Raw genomic sequence first — 21,890 nt, 5'->3', positions numbered from 1 at the left:
CGATTTCCGTCGCCAGCTCCCGTCAGAGGAGAGGAACCCGATGGTGAACCTCGGTAGACGAGCCCTTGCGCGACTCCTCTCCATCCTGCTGGCCGCCGCGCTCGCCATCGGCCTGCCCCTCGTCGGCGCCGGGCCGGCGTCGGCCGGGCAGACCGGCCTGCGAGCCGCCGACCCGAGCGTGATCCGCGTCGGCAGCACCTACATCGCCGTCCAGTCGGCCAACGGCGGGATCGCGGTGCGGCAGGCGGCCTCCCCCGACGCGCTGGCCGCAGCACCCGCGCGGCAGGTCTGGACGGACAGCCGCAACCTCGGTGAGGTCTGGGCCCCGGAGATCGTCACCGATGGCGGCCGTTACTACATCTACTTCTCGGCCGGGCGGGGCAACGCCCACCGGATGTACGTGATCCATTCGGCGTCGCCGGCCACCGGCTACACGGCCGAGCGGCAGCTCGCGCTGCCCGACGGCAAGTGGGCCATCGACGGCAGCCTGTTCACCTTCAACGGGCAGCGGTGGTTCGTCTGGTCGGGTTGGGCCGGGGACACCAACGTCGAGCAGAACATCTACCTCAGCCGGATGAGCGACCCGCTCACCCCGACCGGCGGCCGGTACGTCATCTCCCAGCCGCGCGAGAGCTGGGAGCGCGTCGTCGGCAACCCGTTCATCAACGAGTCCCCCGAGGCGATCAGGGACCCCAACGGGCAGCTCCACATCGTCTACTCCGCAAACGGCAGTTGGAGCGACCAGTACTGCCTCGCCGACCTGCGGCTGCGCGCCGGCGGCGACCCGACGTACGTGTGGGACTGGTACAAGTCGAACGGCTGCCTGTTCGGCTCGAACCGGGCCACCATGATGGCCGGCTGGGACCCGACCCTGCACGTCAACGGGCCGGGCCACCACAGCTTCGTGCTGCTCAACGGCGACATCGCGACGAGCCCACCCGCCGGGCCAAGGTTCCCACTGATGTACCACGGGGTGCCCAAGGGCACCGCGTACTCCTGGGCGAACCGCTACTGGTACACCGGCACCTTCTGCTGGTGGGGCAACACCACCTACCGCCGCGCCAACGTGCCCGGTCCGACCACCGACACCGGGTTCAGCATCAAGTTCTTCGAGTGATCCGGATGTGCGTCTGCCCCTCCGCCTGTCGATTGGCGCGCGTCGATGATGATCGTCTAGCCTTGGCGTCTATCCACTGTGGATGGACGACGGAAGGCTCTACATGAAGCGCAAGACGATGGCCGGCCTCATGGCGGTGCTCACGATGGTCGCCGCGATGCTGGTCGGCACCGGCAGCCCGGCAGCGGCCGCCTCCTCCGGCCCGTGGGTGATCCAGCCCTTCACGAACGACCACTGCCTGTCGCCCGAGGCCTTCTCGTCCGGGCTCAACGTCGTGGTCGACCAACACCTCTGCGAGAGCGGGCCGAACCGCAACTGGACCTTCACCACGACCAGCTCGGGCTACTACCGGATCTCGTTCAACAACGGCGGCCGGTGCATGGCCGTCCGCGGCGCGGTGACCACCGAACGGGCGAAGATCGCCACGCAGGTCTGCGGTGACGCCCGGCTCAACGACCAGTGGCTGCCGATCAAGCTCTTCACCTCCGGGAGCGCTGACTACTACCAGCTGAAGAACCGGGGCACCAACAAGTGCATGGCGGTGGAGGGCAACTCGAGGCTGAACGGCGCCGACATGATGCAGTTCACCTGCTACACGACGTCGGAGAACCAGGCCTTCACCTGGGGCCTCTGGTAAGCAACGCTCTTCGACCGCGGCGGGACCTCCGGGTTCCGCCGCGGTTTCGTGTTCCCGGCGAGCAGCGAGCAGCGAGCAGCGAGAGATCGACTCGGGTTTCATGAAGTCGGGGTGTCGATGGAGTCGGGACACCCCGACTTCCGTGAAGGCGAGTGGACCATGGGCGGCGCGCGAGTATCAGCCAGGCAGGGGCGGACACTCGAGGACCGCGATCGAGTTCCCCGCGAACAGCCCGAGGTGCGGGTGTGGGGCGAAGATCCCGACCGCCTCGTCGTGTGAGCTCGCCTCCACGATGGCGTAGGCGATCAGGGGGTCGGTGACGTCCTCGACACCCCGCGCCGTGACCAGCTTCCTCGCGTTCAGTGGAACACCGGGGTCGACGATGGCCTTCTCGTTGGCCCGCGCCCACGACGCACGACGGCCAGATGCCGTGACCTTAATAAAGTTAAGATCGACTTCTTGAAAGTTAAGAATCCCTCAGGTAGAACTTGAGGTATGACAGAACAGGCGATGGACTGGCAGGACCTGACCAGCCTGACGCGAGGGCAGCCGTTCGTCGTCGAGCGGGTGCGCCTGGCGAGCAACGGCGTCGCGATCGAGGGCGAGTTCGAGCCACCGCAACTGGCTCAACTCAACGTCGACGACCAGGTCTTCGTCACCGCGTTCGTGCGCTGCCACGGCTCGATCAAGGAGATGGAACGCATCTTCGGGGTGAGCTACCCGACGATCAAGTCACGGCTCAACCGGATCACCCAGATGCTCGACTTCGTCGAGACCAACCCGGCGCCGTCACGGGCCGACATCATCGACAGGCTGCGCCGCGGTGAGATCACCGCACAGCAGGCGTTGGCCGAGCTGGACGGCCGTTCGTGATGCCGCAGCTGGTGACCGTCAAGGTCAACCGTCCGGACCGCCGGCCCATCCGCGTCTGGGTTCCGGTGCTCCCCGTGGCGCTCGTACTCCTGCCGGTCGTGGTCCTGGTCGTGCTGGCCGCGATCGTGGCCTGCGTCGTGTTCCGCATCGGTGTGGTGCGGGCACTCGGCGCCGCTTGGCGTGTCATCTCGGCGCTGCCCGGCGCCCGTTTCGACATCGAGCAGGGCCGCCTGGCCGTGCTCGTGGCTATCCGATAGGAGAGGTTCGCATGACCGAACAACGCAAGGACATCCTCGACATGCTTGCCGCCGGCAAGATCACCGCGGAGGAGGCGGAGCAGCTCATCGCCGCCCTCGAACGGGACCAGGCACCGGCGGTGGCAGGTCACGACGCCCGGCCGAAGGGCAGGGTGAAGTACCTGCGGGTGGTGGTGGACGCCACCGACAACGGCGAGCCGTCGAGGGTCAACGTGCGGGTGCCACTGCAACTGCTGCGGGCCGGCGTACGGCTGGCGGCGCTGGTCCCGCCGCAGGCCCTGACCAAGGCCAACGCCTCGCTCAGCGAGTCGGGCGTGCCGATCGACCTGACGCAGCTCAAGCCCGAGCAGTTGGAGGCGCTCGTGGAGCACCTCGACGAGGTGACCGTGGAGGTGGACTCCCCCGATGCCACCGTGCGGGTCTTCTGCGAGTAGGCGCCGTCTGACGGGACGGCCCCTCGAGAGGGTGCTGGAACACCCTCCCGAGGCTGCGCCCGCCGCAGCAGAGCACAGGTGAACTGCCAACCTGAAGTCTAGCCACGCATCGGCACCAGCGGAGGGACCACTCGGACGGGTGGTCCCTCCGGTCGCATGTCGGCAATCCGTCGTTGTCGGGGCGTCGGGCAACTCCGTAGCGTCGCGGCTACGTATCGATGCCCAGCGGAAGGACCACTCGTGTCCGAACTCGTCGCTCCGCAGCTCGTCGTGAACAGCAGGATGATCTACTTCGGTTGGCTGCCGGCCGACCCCGACGCGGTGGCCGCCCTGGTGCCCGACGGCCTCACGCCGGCACCGAACCACCAGGTCTTCATGAACCAGTACGTCGTCGACGACGCCGGGCAGACCTCCGGCTTCGGCGCGTACTCCCTGACGTACATCGGACCGGATCTCTCCGGGGTCGACGCCCCCGACGGTGTCACGCCCGGTCGCTGGTGGACCCATTACTTCAACTCAAGCCCGGTCGTCCGGGACTACGCCACCGCCCGGGGCGTGCCGGCGACCCCGGGGACCACCACCATCGAGGTACGCGGGCATCGGCTGATCGCCACCACCGAGGCGGACGGCGTACCCGTGATCAGGACGACGGCCCGCGTCGGGCGCACCGGCGACGCCGTCAACCGGGGGCAACTGCGCTACCTCACCCAGCTCGACGGCAGGCTGCACAGCGGCAACTACCCGTTCGTGGCGGAGCCGGTCGACCCGTTCGCTGTCGAGTCGCTGGAGTTCCTCGAACCCGACCACCCCGTGTACGCACTGCGCCCGGCGGACCCGTTGACAGTCGTCTCGGGTTTCTACGCACCGCGCGCGTCGTTCGCCTACCCCGGCGGCGAGTCGGCGCTCGACTGACGGAACGCTTGTTGCCCGCCGCTGGCACCATCATGGTGGTGAACGTTCGTCGCCTGGCCGCCATCGACATGCACGGCAGCCGAGGAACCATCCGCCGACGGCGGATCATCCTGGCCGAGTTCCTCGTCGGCGTGGTGCTGATGGTGACGTGGGGCGGCTGGCTGTTGGCCTCAACGGACAGCTTCAACACCCGGGCGTTCGGCCTGTGGCTCGTCGGCGCGGGCCTCAACTACGCGCCGCTGTCGCTGTACGCGATCGCACTGACGCGGCCCGGCGCCCTCGACGCCGAGCTGGCCGGCGTCGACATCGACAGGGAGCTGCGCCGATACACGGTGCTTCAGCTCTGGGTCTTCGTGCCGCTCGCACTCGTCGTCCTCGCCATCCGTGACGCCCTCGCCGGGCGCAGGACGCGGCCGACAGCACGCTGACCGGCGTCCGAGCGGGCGGCACGCACGACAGGCGGTCACGACTCGCGCTTGACCTTGCTGCGACGGGTCCGCCGACGAGGGGTGTCGTCGCCGCCGGCCAGCCGGGTGAAGGTGAGCATGTTCGCCAGCGCCACGGCGATGATCGCGAGGCCGACCTGGATCGCGAGCACGATCCAGTCCCAGCGCAGCACCCACACCTTCACGCCGGCGTCGTCGTCGATGTGCAGCGCCCTGGCGACCACGGTGCCCAGCACCGCCGAGCCGACGCCGATGACGAATGTGGCGACGATGCCGATCCGCTGCCTCCCCGGCAGGATGAGTCGTCCGAGCAGGCCGACGAGTGCGCCGATGAGCACCGCGCCGAGATAACCGGTTACCAGCATTGCCGTCTCTCCCCTCCAGCAGTGCTGGGATACATGCCCGGATCTCACGTTCCCGGAAACCCCGCCTCGATCAGGGCCGCAGGAATGTCACCCTGATCCACTAGCCTGGCGGGGCTTTCACCCCTGGACAGAGGACGCCCATGGCCCGCCCCTACACACCCGGCCCGAAGCAGTTCGTCTTCGCTGCCGGCGACGGCAACGACCAACACGTCTCGGTGGGCGACCCGCAGGAGGCGTACGTGGCGTTCTCCGCGTTCTTCCGGGGCCGAGAGTCCGGCACGTACACCATCACCGACGAGCCGGCGGGGCAACGTCTGGTGCTCATGCCCCGCCTGGGGGTGATCTCCCGGGTCACCGAGACGGACGACCAGCGGTCGGAACACCTCCGGGTCGACAGGCCCAACCGCTACCTGCCGAGCGCGATGCTGTTCTTCGAGAACGGGTACGCCGGCCTCGACCACTTCGGCCAGTGGTTCGCCAACCTCGCCGACCTCGACGCGTCACCGGAGGCTCGGGGTGCCGCCCGTGCCGCCACCATCACGACGGAGGCGGCGGCGATCGACGAAGTGGGCAGGATCTGGGCGGATTCCGGCTACGTCGACCCGACCGACCAGTACTACATCTTCTTCGACTCGAAGGACGTCGACGACGACCGGGCCGACCGCGCCGAACTGCTCCAGCTGATCGAGTTTCTCGGCCTGGAACGGGTCGACACCCCGGCAGAGGCCGCCGGTGGCGAAGTCTGGGTGCGCTCTGACCCACGCCTCGACGCCGAATGCGAACAGTGGTCCTGACGCGATGAGAGACGTCGTCTTCACCCGTAGCAGCGGCTGGATCCCGACCGTCATCCACGAGGCCGGCGAGCTGAAGCTGATGCTCGCCGCCGGGGCCGACGCCAACCACGACCCTCGCGAGTTCACGTTCCCGATCTCCGAAGCCCACCTCGCGGTGATCCGGGAGGACCTGGCCCGACACCTGCTGCTGTGGAGTGCGGTCCTGCCCCTGTGCGAGGCCGCCGGGACCCGGGGCCGGCTCGACGAGACCGCCGCCGTCGCACTCCTGGACCCGGTCCTGCTCGCCCCGACCGCGCAGGTGGACGCGCTCTTTCGACGCATCCCGTGGCACCGGAGCAGACTCGTCGCCCACGGTGCCGACATCCGTCTCCTGGAGAGCGGTCAGGTCTGCGAGGCGATGCGCACGGCGACTGACACGGCGAACGAGAAGCGCGCCCAGGAGGACCACGCAAACCGCCGGCGCGCCGAGCGGGGCGTGATCCTCGGGCCACTCGACGCGCAGATCCTGAGGTACACGGGCCAGTACCTGCACGGCGCGACGATTCCCCGGCGGAACCCCGATGCCGTCGACGCCGCGCTGCTGCCCCAGGTGCTGCGGGTGATCGCCACCGCCGAGCAGGCGTGCGCAGGGATGCGGATCGGCCTCGACCCACGGCGAGGACACCGGGCCACGGACAAGCGCGACTGGAAGCGGATGGAGACGGCCGTCGACGTGGCCGTGCGGTGCGCGTACCCCGAACTCGCCGCTGACGCGGTGCGGACGGTGAGCTTCCTGATGTGCTCGGAGGCCGCGGACCGTGCCAAGAGCACGCCGCCGGAGGACGACGACCCTGTCACGGATGCGTCGAAGGCGGCCCTGACCTTCACCGACGACAAGGGCAGCGAGGAGACGTGGCGACGGGACGGCACGCGCAGCGCCTCCGCCGCGTTCTGGGAGTTCGTCGCCGACCGCTCGGCCGGGGACAACGAGGTGTTCACCATCGAGGACGAGGCGATGGGCGAGGGGATCCAGCTGCACTTCTACGCCGACTCCATCGCCCGGATCACGACGGTGCGACCGGGGGAAGCCGGGTCGGAGCCGGAGTACCGGGTCGAGTACAACCTGGTCGACGGGATGGGTGGGTACCGGCAACTGGTAAGCGCGTTCGTGCAGGGCGGCTGCGCGGCACTCGACAAGCATGGTCCCTGGATGTCGGATGTCGCCGAGTTCGAACGCGCGCGTCGTCGGTGAGCCGGGAGCCCTTCTATCGGTTTGCGTGCCGGCCGTACCGCGCGACCATGGTGCGGACGGCGTCGTCCACCACCGCGATCACCCGGTTCGGGGCAACGCCGCTATATCGACGCCAAGCTATCGTGGTCTGACTCCTGCAGCGACAGCGCGAAGGTGAGTCATGGACGTAGTGAGCACCACCGACGTCCCGGTTGAAGACGGGTTCGCCTTCTGGCGCGAGGTGAACTCGAAGCTCTGGGTGCCCTACGACTTGCGCTGTGAATCGCAGTGGGAGCCCGGATTTCGGGCTCAGGTCGGAATCAGCGAGTTCGGCCCTGTGCAGGCGACATTAATGACCACGATGCCGCACTCGGTCCACCGTACTCCCAAGCTCATTCGCCAGGCCGATCCCGAGGTGTTCAAGCTGGGTTGCCTTGTGCGCGGTGGCGGCATGATCACGCAAGACGGCCAGCGCACAGACTTCGGCGTGGGGGACCTGATCCTGTATGACACCTCCCGGCCCTACGTGGCGGAATTCACCCCGGATGCGCCAGTTAGCCAGCTGCTGCTCCTGCGCTTCCCGCGCTCGTTACTGCCGTTGCCCTCTCGGGAGTTGCGGCGCCTGAGCGCAGTTCGCATCCCTGGCACCCAAGGCATCGGCGCGTTATCTTCACAATTCCTGCTGCGCCTTGCCCGGCACATGGACGAACTCAGTCCGTTGGACGCCGCCCGGCTGTCCACCCTCACCATTGACGTGTTGACAGCGGCACTGGCCAACGCGCTAGATGTCCACAGCGCGGTGCCCTCCCACACCCAGCGGCGAGCGTTGATGGCTCAGATCCACGCCTTCGTCCGAGAGAATCTGGGCGATCCGCGCCTGACACCGGACGCGATCGCCGCAGCGCATCACATCTCGTTGCGATACCTGCACAAGCTGTTCCACGAGGAAGGGCACACGGTCGCCGGCTGGGTCCGCGAGCGTCGCCTGGAGCAGTGCCGACGCGACCTCGCCAACCCCCAACTAGGCGCGCGCCCGATCCACACGATCGCCGCCCAGTGGGGGTTCACCAGCCCGGCGCACTTCAGCCAGGCGTTCCGCAGCGCCTACGGCCTTTCGCCACGCCAGTTCCGCGAGCAGTGCGCGAGAGTACGCGCAGACTAAAGACTTGTGCGCTCACCAGTAACGACAGACCCGGCTGTGGCCTGCACTCTTATCTGAGGAAGCACATCGATTGCTTCATGCAGCCAGTCAGCATCATCTAGGCCGCAGCGGCGGCTGACAGGAGACCATTGTGAAAATGTGGTACAGAAGGGCGTTTCGGGTCTCGGCAGTGACCGCGATCCTCGGCGCACTCACCCTGTCCGGGACCGTGGCACAGGCAAGTCCGGGCGCCGGCTCCCGCCTGTCCCAACCCCAAACCACAGCGGTTTCGGAGCAGGCCAAGCCCGGCAGCGACTTCGCCCCGCAGGTTTGCGGCTACTACGAAGACGCGGTGACGGCCTGGTACAACCACTGCGGGAGCACCCATGTGATCATCTACGTCGACGCGACGTGGCCCCGCAACGACTGGAGCTGGTGCATCGGCCCGGGAACGTGGGACATCGGGGGCGCCAACGCCGTATCCAACGCCTGGTACTCGGGTCAAACTTGTTGAACCGCCAGCCGGGCGCTGCGCGATCCTCCACCTGCGTTCGGTGGTTGCGGATCAGGTCGGCGAGGCACGTGAGGGTGCGGTCGGACAGGGGAATCGCGGCAGGGTAGGACAACAGCGAGGCTTCCGGTTGGGGCATCGGATCTTGTTCGACTGCCGCCTTACCGGGAGCCTCGCCCTACGTCGATCCCTGCCCCCACCCCACCGCCGTGACCAGCCCCGTGCGCGCCCTTCCACGCCGAGGGTGCCAACGTCGTCATCGCCGCCCTCGACGCCGACGCCCGCGAGAAGTGCGCACAATAGAAGATGCGCCAGCCGTCATCCGTCAATATTTTGACCGCCATGATTCTCCCGACGGAACCGATCGGAAGTTTTCCCCGCCCGCCGGCACTACTGGCCGCCATTGCCGATCACGCCACCGGGCGGATCGGGCAGGATGCTCTGGACGCGCAGTACGACGACGCCGTGCGCGACACGATCGCCACCCTTGAGCGGCTCGGCTCACCCGTGGTCACCGACGGCGAGCAGCGCAAGCCGAGCTTCGCGACGTACCCGCTGTCGGGTCTGGACACCCTGGCGCCGGACGGCGCCGTCGTCCCCTTCGCCGACGGCCATACGCGGCAGTTTCCCCGCCTCACTGCGGGACCGTTCCGCTACGCGACGCAATCGCAGACGTATCTGACCGCTGCGCGACAGCACGCGACAGTGCCGATCAAACAGGCGGTCATCGCGCCGTCCCTGCTCAGCCTGCTGTATCCGGAGCAGGGTATCGAGGGGTACCCCCGAGAGGCGTTCCTCGACGACCTGGTCGACGAGGCGGAGGCCGACATTCGCGGCGCACTGGACTCCGGCGCTCAGACCGTGCAGCTGGACTTCACCGAGGGCCGGCTTTCGATCAAGCTTGATCCCTCGAAGGGTCTGTTGCAGACCTTCGTGGCCCTGAACAACCGTGTGCTCGAACGGTTCACCCCGGACGAGCGGGCGCGCATCGGTGTGCACACGTGCCCCGGCGGTGACCAGGATTCCACCCACAGCCTTGACGTGGACTACGTGGAGCTGCTGCCGAGCCTCTTCGCGATCGACGCAGGCGTCTTCTACGTGCAGCTCGCTGGTGAGTCCGAGCCGGAACGGGTGCTGGCCGCGATCGCTAAGCACGCCCGCCCGCACCAGCGGATCTTCATCGGCGTGACCGACCCCGTCGACCCGGTGGTGGAGACTGCCGACCAGGTGCGCGACCGCGTGCTACGGGCCGCCGAGCACATCTCGCCCGATCGGCTCGGCACCTGCGACGACTGCGGGTTCTCGCCGTTCGCCGACGACCTGTCCACGTCGCGGGACACGGCGTGGGCCAAGGTACGCGCCCGGATCGAAGGAACCGCCCTGGCCGCCGAGCAACTGGCCGGGTGAGGCAGGGCCGGCACCCGAACCGCACCGGGCGCCGCGTCACGGGCTCATCCGCCACCCCCCAAGGGCCTCAGAGCAGCCAGGGTCAGGCGGTCGGGTTCCTGGGCGCGAGCGCCTGATCAACCGGGCCGGCACCCTCGTGCCGATCAGCGGGTGATGCCGACGAGCGTGGCCAGTCGCGCCACGCCGGCCGGTGCCGGGTGGCCCCGGGCAACATCGGCGATCACGGTACGCGCCGACGCCCGGCACCGAACCTCAGCCGGCGCAACACTGTCCGCGTCCACCAGGGCGCGAGCCGCCCCGCGCACGTCGCCCAGGTGCAGGTACGCCCGCGCGACGTCGATCAGGTAGGCGCCCCGGTACTCGGCCGGCAACCGCCGCCACCCCTCCCGCCGCTGGATCGCCGAGTGCCTTCTCAGCGCCTCGGCCAGGTCACCCCGCTGTGCCGTCACCAACACCCGCGCCACCTCGACGGCGACCGGGCCGAAGCTGGTGCGGTGCGGATCGTCGTACCCCCTCAGGTGTGCGGCGATCCCCGCGGCCCGGTCGGTCAGCTCGTCGGCGCAGCGGTGCTCGCCACAGCCGGCGGCAGCAAGCGCGGCCTGCACCAGCAACGCCCCACCTACGGCCCGCTGCTCCCCCCGCCCCCACTGATCGCCCTGCCCTCGGTGATCAAGAGGTTTGGGGCAACTTTGATCTTCAATGGTGCCCCTAACCTCTTGATCACCGGGGCGGATCATCGGTGGGAGGGCGCGGTCGGCGGCGGGGAGCAGTGCGGTCAGGGCCAGGTGGTCGCGGTTTTGGGCGCGGAGGGCCTGGCCTACCGAGATGGTCGCCGCCGCTGTGAGGAGCCGGTCGTCGCCGGCTGCGGTCATCGCTCGGTCGGCGGCCAGCCAGCCCAGGTCGGCCTCGCCGAGCTTGACCAGCAACGACGAGGTGATCCGGTACGCCTGCACCAGCACCTCTGCTTCTTGCGCGGCCCGAGCGGCGTCGAGCAGACCCGGCACCACCCGCACCAACTGCCCGTAGTGCGCGTGCTGGTAGGACAACCAGGCATGCCCTACCTGCCGTCTCAGCTCGTCCGTCTGCGGTGCAGCCTGCGGGGTGTCGTAGCGGGCGAGCGCGGCCCGGATGTCGTCCACCCCGTCCGGCGTGCCCGCTGGGGTGCTCCGCGGCTGGCCCAGCAGCACCTCCGGGTCGACCCGCAGGACGTGGGCCAGTTCCTGGATCACCGAGTACCGGTCCAGGGTGCGGACGCCCCGCTCCACCTTGTCCACCCAACTCTTCGACCTGCGCAACCGGTCGGCCAACATCTGCTGCGTCATCGACCGCCGCACCCGCCACCGGGCCACCCGACGACCGATCGGGAGGTCATCGCTGGTCACGCCGCCACCGCCGGTCCGGGACCGCGCGGGCCGTGTCCTCAACGGGTACGCGCTCCGCCTCGGCCTGCGCCAGGAGGCGTTGCTTGGCAGCTTCCCGCTCGGCCGCCTCGACTTGCTCGCCTCGATTTGCTGACCCGTCGCCCTGCATAGCCACCTCCGTCAGCCCGGGACGCGACGCTCAGGCTTCGCCGAAACCCAGGACACCTGCGACTAGCGAAGCGGGCTGCCGATCAACGGACCAGATGGCAAGTAATGCGCTCGCTTGCGCTGCTCAGGACGTGGGTTGCGCAGGGTTGCGCACGGGTCCCCATAGGACTTCGGCAGACCATAGGCTCGTCACTGTTGGTAGTTGACTGATGCCTGGAGGCGGAACAATGGCGCGACCGGTGACGAACACGGCGTTCGAAGGGCTTCTGCTGGCCGCCGGTTACGCCAACTCTCACGCTGCCTTTGCCCGACAGCTCAATCACACCGGCCGCGACCAGGGCACCTGGCGGTACGACGCTGCCAGCGTCTACTGGTGGTTGCGCGGTCGCCGGCCTGGCGAGCACGTGCAGGCCGCGATGGCCGAGACACTGGCCCGCAAGCTCGGTCGCTCGGTAGGCGTGATCGAGCTGGGCTTTGGCACGGTCGAGAGCATCAACACATGCGTTTACCCTGCGACCGTCGCTGGGGCAATCGACACCGCCGAGCTGATCTGGACGAGCTTGGCCAAGCACCTCAACCAACGGGAGAGCGGGGTGTTCAACAGCGGCAAGGCGCTAGAGGCGGCGCTTGGGTGGCGGTATGACCTGCCCGACAAGACGGTCAGCCGGCGCGGCCGGCAACAGGTCACCTCCACCGACGTTCAATCGCTGTACGCGCTGGCCGACCACTTCACCGACCTCGATCGACGTCACGGCAGCGGCTCTCCACGTACGCGTGCTGTCATGGCCGACTTCCTGGTGCGTCAGGTCGCGCCGATGCTGCAAGGCACCTACACCGACGCCGTCGGACGTGACCTCATGCGCGCAGCGGCAACACTCGCCGGCCAACTCGCCTTCATGTCATACGATGCGGGTGAACACGCCATGGCGCAACATCACGCGACGCTCGGCCTGCGGCTCGCCAAGGCCGCTAACGATCGCCTCTACGGTGCTCACCTGCTGGCCAATCTCGCCACCCAAGCTGTGTTCTTAGGGCATTCCCGAGAGGCCGCCTGGCTTGCCGAAGCAGCCATCGACGGCGCCGGCCGCGCGCCCGCCGCAGTCCTAGCTCGGCTACATGCCACCGCGGCTACTGCGTACGGACAGTCAGGCGAGCGGCGTGTCTGCGAACTCGCGCTCACTAAGGCTGAGCGTGCTCTCGACCGGGCGGGCAGAGATTCCGGCCCACGCTGGGTCGGCTACTTCAGCCCTGCTCACCTAGCCGGAGCCACGCTGAGGTGCCTGAGCGACCTGCATCTGTACAGGCAGGCCCTTCGACACGCCCCCGATGCGCTCAACCTGCGCAGCCAGAACACCCGGACGCGCGCCCTACACACCGCCCTCGTTGCCATGACTTATGCCCGCGCTGGGGACATCGACGCCGCCTGCGACTGGGCCTCCAAGCTCGGGCAGCATGCTACGGGAATCCACTCGGCGCGTGTCCGACAGCGCGTCCGCGAACTCGCTAACACGTTCAGCCCGCAGCAGGCATCACCCCAGGTCAACGAGGTCCTGCATACTCTCGCGACCATGCCGGCAGCCATCTAGAGCAAGAGCGCGCACCTAAACACATCCGCTAGCGTCACCGAGGTGACCTGGACGGAGCCCGCAACTTGGTACGCCAACCTGGCTTCCTTCTACGCCGCCGCTGCGGCCTTCATTACCGACCCGGACGGCAACGTGCTGCTCGTCAAGCCCACTTACCGCGACCACTGGGCCTTCCCCGGCGGCTACGTGGACGAGGGCGAATACCCACACGATGCCTGCGCCCGAGAGATCCGAGAGGAGTTGGGGGTCGCCCTGGCGGTGGGCGACCTTCTCGTAGTCGACTGGGCACCGCCCGCCGGGCAGCGGCCTCGATCCATCATCAGCTTCACGTTCGACTGCGGGTCCATTGCCGACCTTGACGGCCTTAGTCTGCCGGAACAGGAGTTGGAGAACATCGGCTTCTTCTCGCGCCAAGAGGCCGAGCAGCGTCTTCCCGCTAACGTCGCCATACGACTTCCGGCGGCAATATATGCCCGTGACCGACGCGCTGCGGTTTACCTCGCCGGAGGTGCCGCCGCACGGGCGGACTCGCCAGTCGCCGGCCAACTCAAAGGCTGCGACTAGCTCCAACCTGCTTCGGTGATCGGAGTTGATTCTCTTCCGAGGTTTCCCTGTGGTCCGCCATTAGCGCCCCTGACGGCATCCTCTCGCTCCGCTCGGGCGCGGGTCTGGATTTGAATTTAGCGAGCAGCGACACTCACAGCGCCACAATCGCCGCCGTCTCAGCAGGCAGCTCGATCCGGTCCCGCATCACCGTGACGCCCTCGCCCGTAGCCAGGAGCACCCGGCGAGCCACCCCAGGCAGCGACACCCCCTGCCCCCGCCCGGCAAAGTTCGCCACCACAAGCGTGTCCCCTCGCCTCATCACCAGGAACTGGTCCCCGTGCTGCACAGACACCTCGTGCATCCGGGGATCCGACAGGTCCGGAGACGACCGACGCAAGGCAATCAACCGCTGGTAGAACGACAGCATCGAGGCATGCTCAGGCTTGTCCAACTCGGCCCAGTCCAACCGCGACCGGGTGAACGTCTCCGGGTCCTGCGGATCCGGCACGTCCCCCTCGGGCCACCCGTGCGAGGCGAACTCCCGCCGCCGCCCGGTGCGCACCGCGGAGGCCAACTCCGGCTCCGGGTGCGAGGTGAAGAACTGCCAGGGCGTGGAGGCAGCCCACTCCTCCCCCATGAACAGCATCGGAGTGAAGGGCGCGGTCAGCAGCAGCACAGCCCCCACCCGCAGCAGCGCAGGCGACAGAGAAGCCGAGATCCGATCCCCGGTAGCCCGGTTCCCGATCTGATCATGGTTCTGCAAGTAAGCAACGAGTCGATGACCAGGAACCCGGGAATCCAGAGGCCGCCCATGGTGCCGGTTGCGGAAGCTCGACCAGGTGCCGGCGTGGAAGAAACCGCCCGTCAACACGTCCGACAGCGTCTCCAGGGAGCCGAAGTCGCCGTAGTAGCCCTGCCGCTCCCCCGTCAGCAGCGTGTGCAGCGCGTGGTGGGCGTCGTCGTTCCACTGGGCGTGCAGCCCGAACCCACCGGCCTCCCGGGGCGTGATGAGCCGCGGGTCGTTGAGGTCGGATTCGGCGATCAGCGACAACGGCCGCCCCAGGTGCGTCGACAGCGACTCGACGGAAACCGCCAACTCTTCGAGCAGAGGAACGGCCCGCGAGTCGTGCAGGGCGTGTACGGCGTCAAGCCGCAGCCCGTCGACGTGGTAGTCGCGCAGCCACATGAGCACGCTGTCGATGATGTAGCGGCGCACCTCGTCGGAGTGCGGCCCGTCCAGGTTGATCGAGCGGCCCCAACTGTTGCTCTGCTCGGCCAGGTACGGCCCGAACTGCGGCGCGTAGGCCCCGGAGGGCCCGAAATGGTTGTAGACAACGTCGAGGATCACCCCCAGCCCCTTGGCGTGGGCGGCGTCGACGAACCGTTTCAGGCCGTCGGGGCCGCCGTAGGGCTCGTGCGGGGCGTACCAGCAGACGCCGTCGTACCCCCAGTTGTGTTCGCCGTTGAACGCGTTGACCGGGAGCAGCTCGATCAGGTCGACACCGAGGGTCACCAGGTGGTCGAGGCGGTCGATGGCCGCGTCGAAGGTGCCCTCCGGGGTGAAGGTGCCGATGTGCAGCTCGTAGAGGATGCTGCCGGGCAGCTGCCGGCCCGTCCAGGAGGAATCACTCCACTGGAACGCAAGATGGTCGTAGCGGCGGCTCGGCCCGTGCACTCCCGCAGGCTGCCACGGTGAGCGGGGGTCGGGCAGTGGGGTTTCGTCGTCGTTCAGCAGAAAGGAGTAGTCGAGGCCGGCGTCGGGCACGTCGACCTGCCACCAGCCGTCGGTGGCGGCGCGCATCTCGTGGTCGGTGTCGCCATCCAGACGCAGTCGCACCCGGGTGGCGTCCGGCGCCCAGACGGAGAATTCGGTCATGAAACGGCCTCCTCGGCAGCGGTGGGAGGAGCCAGCAGAGCGACGGGGTAGTCGGCCAGGAGATTGTCCAACGGCGTCTCCCCGCCACTGTAGACCCGGCCGGTGAACAGGTCCTTCATCTCGTGAACGGGAAGTGACAGGGCTGTGTCGCACCACCCACCGGCGCGGGCCAGGCCCAGCGGCAGGCGGGTCGCCACGGCGATCACGCCGCCCCGGTCGAACGCCACCACGTGGCGGCTCACCCGCCCGTGCGCGGGCACCGGCCGGTAGGTGGTGAACAGTTCCGGGTGCGCCCGCCGCAGCCGCAGGGTCCGCGACACGACGAGCAGCTTCGCCGCTCCGTCGGTGTCGACCGGGGGACGCCAGCCGCCGTCGATGCGCGCAAGCATCTCTCGGCGTACGTCGAAGTCGACCGGGCGGCGGTTGTCCGGGTCGACCAGGGAGTTGTCCCACAGCTCGGTGCCCTGGTAGGTGTCCGGCACCCCGGGCATGGTGAGTTGGATGAGCTTCTGCCCGAGCGAGTTGCACCAGCCGGCCGGGGCGATCGCGGCGGCGAGTTCGGTCAGCTCGTCGTGCAGGCTCGGGTCGTCGTACATGCGGTCGACCACGTCGTGCAGCGCCTGCTCGAAGGCCGGGTCCGGGTCCGCCCAACTGGTCGAGGCCGCGGCCTCCCGGGCTGCCTTCTCGACGTACGCGTGCAGCCGCTCCCGTTCGATCGGCCACGCGCCGACGGCGGTCTGCCAGAGCAGGTGGGCGAACGCCGGGTCGGGCAGCGGCGCGTACTCCATCCAGGTCTTGACCTGCTCGGCCCAGCGGCCCGGCAGCTCGCTGAGCACGGCGAGGCGGGCGCGCACGTCCTCGCCGCGTTTGGTGTCGTGGGTGGAGAGGGTGGTCATGCTCGCGGGCCAGCGGACCTGTTGGGCGGAGGCGTTGCGGTGGAACTCCGCCGGTGGCACCCCGAAGCGGGTGGGGCTGTCGCCGACCTCGTTGAGCGCCACGAACCGGGTCCAGCGGTAGAACGCGGTGTCCTCCACGCCCTTGGCCATCACCGCGCCGGTGAGCTGCGGGAACCGTAGGCCCAGCTCGTCGTTGGGGTCACGCAGCCGCCGGGTGACCGCGTCCAGGGCGCCGGCCAGGTCCGGGCGGCGGCGACCCGCCTCGGAGCGGGCGGCGGCGAGGTGCCGGGCGCCGTGCGGCGGGTAGCCGCGGTAGACGTCGAACGCGGCGGCCAGCTCGGCGAGCGCCGCGCGGGCCTGCTCGGTGGGCACCTCGGGGGCGAGGGCGGCCAGCCGGGTCAGCTCGGCGGCGAGCAGCTGGGTGGCGGCGGCCATCTTGGTGGAGTGGGTCAGGTTCTCCCAGGAGATCTGCTGGCCGTTGAGGTGGGTGTCCAGCACGGTGAAGTCGCCCTCGGCGTCGATGTCGATGAAGAGACCACCGACCATGGCCAGGGCGTCGTAGCCGGTGGTGCCGTCCACCGGCCAGTCCGGCAGCTCCTCGCCGTACTCCAGGATCTTCTCCACCACGAGCCAGGCGTCCGGTGCGGCCTCCCGCAGCCGGGCCAGGTAGCCGGCGGGGTCGCGCAGGCCGTCCGGGTGGTCGACGCGGATGCCGTCGACCTCACCGGCGGCGGCCCAGCGCAGGATCAGCTCGTGGGTGGCGGCGAAGACCGCCGGGTCCTCCACGCGCAGACCGGCCAGGCCCGCGATGGCGAAGAACCGGCGGTACGTCAGCTCGGCGTCACCGCGCCGCCAGGAGACCAGCTCGTAGTGCTGCCGGTCGTGCACCGCGCGGGCGTCGCCGTCGCCGGTGCCATCGGCGACCGGGAAGCGGTGCTCGTGGTAGCGCAGCTCGCCGTCGACGACCTTGAGGTCGTCCAGGGCGGTCGGGTCGTCGGCGAGCACCGGCAGCAGCAGCCGGCCCCGGTCCCAGTCGATGTCGAACCAGTCGGCGTACGACGAGTCGCGCCCCCGGCGCAGCACGTCCCACCAGGCGGGGTTGGCGGCCGGGACGGCGACCCCGGCGTGGTTGGGCACGATGTCGACGACCAGGCCGAGGTGCGCGTCGCGCAGGGCGTGCAGCAGCCGCTGCCGGGCGGCCTCCCCGCCCAGCTCCGGGTTGACGGCCCGGTGGTCGACCACGTCGTAGCCGTGCTGGGAGCCGGGGGTGGCGGTCAGCAGCGGGGCGGTGTAGAGGTGGCTGACGCCCAGGTCGGCGAGGTAGTCGACGATCGCGGCGGTGGCGTCGAGGTCGAAGCCGGGGCGGACCTGGATGCGGTAGGTGGTCTTCGGAGGGGTGGCCGGCATGTCAGATCGTCCTCTCCAACACGACCAGGGAACGGTCCGGCACCCGGATGGTGCCGCCCGCGCTGATCACCGTCGCGTCGTCCGGCTCGGGGTCGGCCGTGCTGATCACCCGTTCCCACTTCTGGCCGTACTCGCTGCCGGGCAGGGTGAAGTCCAGCGGCGCGTCGTGGGCGTTGAAGCAGAGCAGGAACGAGGCGTCGTGGTGCTTCTGGCCGTACTGGCCGCGCTCGCGGATGCCCTCGCCGTTGACGAACAGCGCCACCGAGCGGCCGAAGTCGTTGCCCCAGTCCTCGCCGGTCATCTCGCGCCCGTCCGGGGTGTGCCAGGCCAGGTCGGGCAGCGGCTCGTCGATGCCGCGCCCGTTCACCGGCAGGCCGGTGAAGAAGCGGCGACGGCGGAACACCTGGTGCCGCTTGCGGAAGTCGGTGAGCGTCTGGACGAACTCCAACAGTTGCTCGTCGACATTGTCCCAGTCGACCCAGGACAACTCGCTGTCCTGGCAGTAGACGTTGTTGTTGCCGCGCTGGGTGCGGCCCAGCTCGTCGCCGTGGCCGATCATCGGCACGCCCTGCGACAGCATCAGGGTGGCCAGGAAGTTGCGCCGCTGCTTGGCCCGCAGGGCGAGCACCGCCTCGTCGTCGGTGTCGCCCTCGACGCCGCAGTTCCAGGAGCGGTTGTGGCTCTCGCCGTCCCGGTTGTCCTCCCCGTTGGCCTCGTTGTGCTTGTCGTTGTACGACACCAGGTCGTTGAGGGTGAACCCGTCGTGGACGGTCACGAAGTTGATGCTGTGGAACGGGCGGCGGCCGTCGTCCTGGTAGAGGTCGGCCGAGCCGGAGATGCGCGACGCGAACTCGGCGAGGGTGGCCGGCTCACCGCGCCAGAAGTCCCGTACCGTGTCGCGGTACTTGCCGTTCCACTCCGTCCACAGCGGCGGGAAGTTGCCCACCTGGTAGCCGCCGGGGCCGACGTCCCACGGTTCGGCGATCAGCTTCACCCGGCTCACCACCGGGTCCTGCTGCACCACCTCGAAGAACGTCGACAGCCGGTCCACCTCGTAGAACTCCCGCGCCAGGGTGGCCGCCAGGTCGAACCGGAACCCGTCGACGTGCATCTCGGTCACCCAGTACCGCAACGAATCCATGATCAGTTGCAGGGAGTGCGGGCTGCGCACGTTGAGGCTGTTGCCGGTGCCGGTGTAGTCGACGAAGTAGCGGCGGTCGGACTCGCTGAGCCGGTAGTAGCTCGGCGCGTCCACACCCTTGAAGCTCAACGTCGGCCCGAGGTGGTTGCCCTCGGCGGTGTGGTTGTAGACCACGTCGAGGATGACCTCGATGCCGGCCGCGTGCAGCGCCTTGACCATGCCCCGGAACTCCTGCACCTGCTGGCCGAGCCGACCCAGCGCGGAGTAGCCGTGGTGCGGGGCGAAGAACCCGATGGTGTTGTAACCCCAGTAGTTGCGCAGCCCCAGGTCGTCGAGGCGGTTGTCGTGGATGAACTGGTGCACCGGCATCAGCTCGATCGCGGTCACCCCGAGCCGGGTCAGATAGTCGATCATCGGCGGGGAGGCGATGCCCGCGTACGTGCCGCGCAGCTCCTCCGGGATGTCCGGGTGCCGCATGGTCAGCCCGCGCACGTGCGCCTCGTAGATCACCGAGTGGTGGTACGGCGTGCGTGGCGGCTTGTCGTTGCCCCAGTCGAAGTACGGGTTGACCACCACCGACTTCGGCATGAACGGCGCCGAGTCGGTCTCGTTCATCCGGTCCGGCTCGTTCATGTCGTAGTCGTAGACCGCCGGGTCCCACGTCACGTCACCGTCGATGGCCTTCGCGTACGGGTCGATCAGCAGCTTGTGCGGGTTGCAGCGCAACCCGTTCGCCGGGTCGTACGGGCCGTACACCCGGTAGCCGTAGCGCTGCCCCGGCTCGATGCCCGGCAGGTACGCGTGCCACACGTACGCGTCGACCTCGCGCAGCTCGACGCGGCGCTCCGCGCCGGTGTCCCACTCGTCGAAGAGGCACAGCTCGATCCGCTCGGCGACCTCGGAGAAGATGGCGAAGTTGGTGCCCATCCCGTCGTAGGTGGCGCCCAGGGGGTACCGCTCGCCCGGCCAGACCTGCATGTCGCTCCCTTGCCCATGGTGAGGTGCGCGCCGGCCGACGCTGCCCGCGCGCAAGCGGGTAGTGCCCCCGGCCCGGCCGCGCCAATCCATCCTTTCAGGCGGTGACCGGAAACCACCCGTCTGATGTGCGGTAAACCCTCAGGTGTTGTCCGTCACGATGGCCGTTTTCGAGGTGCGTTCTGCGCCCCGATGCCCTTTCCTTGTTCGGGGACAACCGTTCGCGCGCGTCCGCCAGGCCCTCGGCCGCCCTTCCACCTCTCACTCCGCCGCCACTGACGCCGGCGCGTACCACCATGCATGGACGGAGATTGATGTGACGACCCTGCGGGTCGACGAGCAGCTCGCTGCCACCAAGGACCGGGCCCACCGGCCCACGCTCACTTCCCGGCCCCCCGCGCAGCCCGGCCCCGGTCTTGGCGCGCAGCCCGGCGCGGTCGTGCCGGCGCAGCCCGGCCCCGGCGTTCCCCCGCAGACCCGTCGCATCCTCATGCTGTCCTGGGAGTACCCGCCGGTGCTCGTCGGCGGCCTCGGACGCCACGTGCACGCCCTGTCGGTGGCCCTGGCCGCCGCCGGGCACGAGGTCACCGTCGTCACCCGGCACAGCGAGGGCGCACCCCTGGAGGAGTACGCCGACGGCGTGCGCATCCTGCGCGCCCCCGAGGACCCGGTGACCTTCCCCCTCGCCACCGACTCGCTGCTGGCCTGGACGATGGCGTTCAACCACACCCTCACCCGCACCGCCCTGCGCGCCACCCAGGCCGGTTCGTACGACGTCATCCACGCCCACGACTGGCTCGTCGCGCACACCGCGATGACGTTGCGCGACCACCTGGACATCCCGCTGGTCAGCACCATCCACGCCACCGAGGCCGGTCGGCACCAGGGCTGGCTGCCCGAAGAGATGAACCGCACCATCCACGGCGTCGAGCAGTGGCTCAGCAGTGAGTCCAACCGGGTGATCGTCTGCTCCGGCTACATGCGCGACGAGGTGAACGCGCTCTTCGGCGTACCGACCGGACGCGTCGACGTGGTCGCCAACGGCGTGGAGCCGCACCGCTGGCGCGTCCCCGCGCGCGCCGTGGCCGCCGCCCGCGCCCGCTTCGCCGGAGACGGCCCGCTCGTCACCTTCGCCGGCCGCCTGGTCTACGAGAAGGGCGTCCAGCACCTGATCGCCGCACTGCCCCGGCTGCGCGAGCGCCACCCCGGGCTGCGGGCCGTGATCGCCGGCGACGGCCCGTACCGCGCCGAACTGGAAGCCGAGGTGCACCGCCGCGGCCTCGGCGGCGTGGTCACCATGCCCGGCTTCCTCGGCGGCACCGACCTGCCGGCGCTGATGGCCGCGTCCGACTGCTTCGCCGTGCCGAGCATCTACGAGCCGTTCGGCATGGTCGCTCTGGAAGGCGCGGCGGCCGGCGCTCCCCTCGCCGTCGCCGCCACCGGCGGCCTCGCCGAGATCGTCGAGCCGGGCGTCACCGGAATGACCTTCCGCCCCCACGACCCGGACAGCCTGGCCGACGCCGTGGACGCGGTGCTGTCGAGCCCTGACCGCGCCCGCGTCATGGCCCGCAACGCCCGCCGGATGGTCCACGACCAGTACGGCTGGGCCGCCATCGCCCAGCGCACCGCCGCCAGCTACGCCTCGGCCATCCACCACGACGCCGCGTTCACCGCCGAGCGCGCCGAACAGCGGATGTCCCAGGGTCGGGCGCTCCCAGCACTCCCCGAGGGCAACCTGCTCGCGGCCGCCGGCCTGCGCTGACGCGCCCTCGGCGGGCCGGTCGGCCTTCGGCGGCCGGTCGGCCTTCGGCGGCCGGTCGGCCTTCGGCG

General features: G+C 69.3%; 20 protein-coding genes. 15 read left to right on the top strand and 5 right to left on the bottom strand.

Features of this window, described 5'->3' with window-relative positions:
* Positions 1–40: 40 nt before the first annotated feature.
* The 7 genes from ACWER9_RS25410 (at position 41) to ACWER9_RS25380 (ending at position 4,658) form a co-directional block, all read left to right on the top strand.
* Positions 41–1,117 (top strand): glycoside hydrolase family 43 protein, encoded by a 1,077-nt coding sequence (locus ACWER9_RS25410; RefSeq protein WP_452304186.1) that lies wholly within the window; start codon positions 41–43, stop codon positions 1,115–1,117.
* A gap of 82 nt (positions 1,118–1,199) precedes the next feature.
* Positions 1,200–1,754: an RICIN domain-containing protein gene (locus ACWER9_RS25405; protein WP_452304185.1), complete on the top strand. Its 555-nt coding sequence runs from the start codon at positions 1,200–1,202 to the stop codon at positions 1,752–1,754.
* Between the two features lie 495 nt (positions 1,755–2,249).
* Complete coding sequence (locus ACWER9_RS25400; RefSeq protein ID WP_452304184.1) at positions 2,250–2,627, top strand: DUF2089 domain-containing protein; 378 nt, start codon at positions 2,250–2,252, stop codon at positions 2,625–2,627.
* A complete protein-coding gene (locus ACWER9_RS25395; RefSeq protein WP_452304183.1) occupies positions 2,627–2,884 on the top strand; it encodes a hypothetical protein in 258 nt (85 codons plus the stop codon). Before ACWER9_RS25400 ends, ACWER9_RS25395 begins: the two co-directional genes overlap by 1 nt.
* 11 nt (positions 2,885–2,895) lie before the next feature.
* On the top strand, positions 2,896–3,318 hold the full coding sequence (locus ACWER9_RS25390; protein ID WP_452304182.1) for an SHOCT-like domain-containing protein: 423 nt from the start codon (positions 2,896–2,898) through the stop codon (positions 3,316–3,318).
* A 240-nt stretch (positions 3,319–3,558) separates the two neighbouring features.
* A complete protein-coding gene (locus tag ACWER9_RS25385) occupies positions 3,559–4,230 on the top strand; it encodes a hypothetical protein (protein WP_452304181.1) in 672 nt (223 codons plus the stop codon).
* Positions 4,231–4,268: 38 nt separating this feature from the next.
* The gene (locus ACWER9_RS25380; protein ID WP_452304180.1) at positions 4,269–4,658 is read left to right on the top strand and encodes a hypothetical protein; all 390 of its coding nucleotides are present in this window, start codon (positions 4,269–4,271) and stop codon (positions 4,656–4,658) included.
* A gap of 35 nt (positions 4,659–4,693) precedes the next feature.
* Here the strand turns inward: ACWER9_RS25380 and ACWER9_RS25375 are convergent, their stop codons facing one another.
* Positions 4,694–5,041, bottom strand: coding sequence for a GlsB/YeaQ/YmgE family stress response membrane protein (locus tag ACWER9_RS25375; RefSeq protein ID WP_452304179.1), 348 nt, complete (start codon positions 5,039–5,041; stop codon positions 4,694–4,696).
* A 140-nt stretch (positions 5,042–5,181) separates the two neighbouring features.
* Between ACWER9_RS25375 and ACWER9_RS25370 the strand changes: the two genes are divergently transcribed.
* The 5 genes from ACWER9_RS25370 to ACWER9_RS25350 all read left to right on the top strand — a co-directional run bounded on the left by ACWER9_RS25370 (position 5,182) and on the right by ACWER9_RS25350 (position 10,104).
* Entirely contained in the window at positions 5,182–5,835 is a 654-nt protein-coding gene (locus ACWER9_RS25370) for a hypothetical protein (RefSeq protein WP_452304178.1), read from the top strand.
* Positions 5,836–5,839: 4 nt separating this feature from the next.
* Positions 5,840–7,066 carry a DUF6357 family protein gene (locus ACWER9_RS25365; RefSeq protein ID WP_452304177.1) on the top strand — a complete coding sequence of 409 codons (1,227 nt, stop codon included), beginning with the start codon at positions 5,840–5,842 and terminating at the stop codon, positions 7,064–7,066.
* A gap of 160 nt (positions 7,067–7,226) precedes the next feature.
* Positions 7,227–8,207 carry an AraC-like ligand-binding domain-containing protein gene (locus tag ACWER9_RS25360; RefSeq protein ID WP_452304176.1) on the top strand — a complete coding sequence of 327 codons (981 nt, stop codon included), beginning with the start codon at positions 7,227–7,229 and terminating at the stop codon, positions 8,205–8,207.
* Positions 8,208–8,376: 169 nt separating this feature from the next.
* On the top strand, positions 8,377–8,700 hold the full coding sequence (locus ACWER9_RS25355) for a DUF6355 family natural product biosynthesis protein (protein ID WP_452304175.1): 324 nt from the start codon (positions 8,377–8,379) through the stop codon (positions 8,698–8,700).
* 303 nt (positions 8,701–9,003) lie between these two features.
* Positions 9,004–10,104: a cobalamin-independent methionine synthase II family protein gene (locus ACWER9_RS25350; RefSeq protein WP_452304174.1), complete on the top strand. Its 1,101-nt coding sequence runs from the start codon at positions 9,004–9,006 to the stop codon at positions 10,102–10,104.
* Between the two features lie 143 nt (positions 10,105–10,247).
* Here ACWER9_RS25350 and ACWER9_RS25345 read toward each other — a convergent pair whose 3' ends face one another.
* Positions 10,248–11,486, bottom strand: a complete 1,239-nt coding sequence (locus ACWER9_RS25345) for a helix-turn-helix domain-containing protein (RefSeq protein WP_452304173.1) — start codon at positions 11,484–11,486, stop codon at positions 10,248–10,250.
* A gap of 374 nt (positions 11,487–11,860) precedes the next feature.
* Between ACWER9_RS25345 and ACWER9_RS25340 the strand changes: the two genes are divergently transcribed.
* Both ACWER9_RS25340 and ACWER9_RS25335 read left to right on the top strand, forming a co-directional pair.
* Positions 11,861–13,219 (top strand): hypothetical protein, encoded by a 1,359-nt coding sequence (locus tag ACWER9_RS25340; RefSeq protein ID WP_452304172.1) that lies wholly within the window; start codon positions 11,861–11,863, stop codon positions 13,217–13,219.
* A 42-nt stretch (positions 13,220–13,261) separates the two neighbouring features.
* Complete coding sequence (locus ACWER9_RS25335) at positions 13,262–13,783, top strand: NUDIX domain-containing protein (protein ID WP_452304171.1); 522 nt, start codon at positions 13,262–13,264, stop codon at positions 13,781–13,783.
* 133 nt (positions 13,784–13,916) lie between these two features.
* Here the strand turns inward: ACWER9_RS25335 and treZ are convergent, their stop codons facing one another.
* The 3 genes from treZ to glgX are packed head-to-tail and all read right to left on the bottom strand — an operon-like array spanning position 13,917 to position 20,063.
* The gene (treZ, locus tag ACWER9_RS25330) at positions 13,917–15,641 is read right to left on the bottom strand and encodes a malto-oligosyltrehalose trehalohydrolase (protein WP_452304170.1); all 1,725 of its coding nucleotides are present in this window, start codon (positions 15,639–15,641) and stop codon (positions 13,917–13,919) included.
* Positions 15,638–17,944 (bottom strand): malto-oligosyltrehalose synthase, encoded by a 2,307-nt coding sequence (treY, locus tag ACWER9_RS25325; RefSeq protein WP_452304169.1) that lies wholly within the window; start codon positions 17,942–17,944, stop codon positions 15,638–15,640. Before treY ends, treZ begins: the two co-directional genes overlap by 4 nt.
* A gap of 1 nt (position 17,945) precedes the next feature.
* The gene (glgX, locus tag ACWER9_RS25320) at positions 17,946–20,063 is read right to left on the bottom strand and encodes a glycogen debranching protein GlgX (RefSeq protein ID WP_452304168.1); all 2,118 of its coding nucleotides are present in this window, start codon (positions 20,061–20,063) and stop codon (positions 17,946–17,948) included.
* Positions 20,064–20,376: 313 nt separating this feature from the next.
* On the opposite strand from glgX, the gene ACWER9_RS25315 reads away from it, so the two are divergent.
* Complete coding sequence (locus ACWER9_RS25315) at positions 20,377–21,822, top strand: glycosyltransferase family 4 protein (protein ID WP_452304167.1); 1,446 nt, start codon at positions 20,377–20,379, stop codon at positions 21,820–21,822.
* Positions 21,823–21,890: the final 68 nt, after the last annotated feature.

Source organism: Micromonospora sp. NPDC003944, assembly GCF_053605225.1.
The sequence above is the reverse complement of the archived record's forward strand: the minus strand, read 5'-3'. Positions and strand labels throughout refer to the sequence as shown.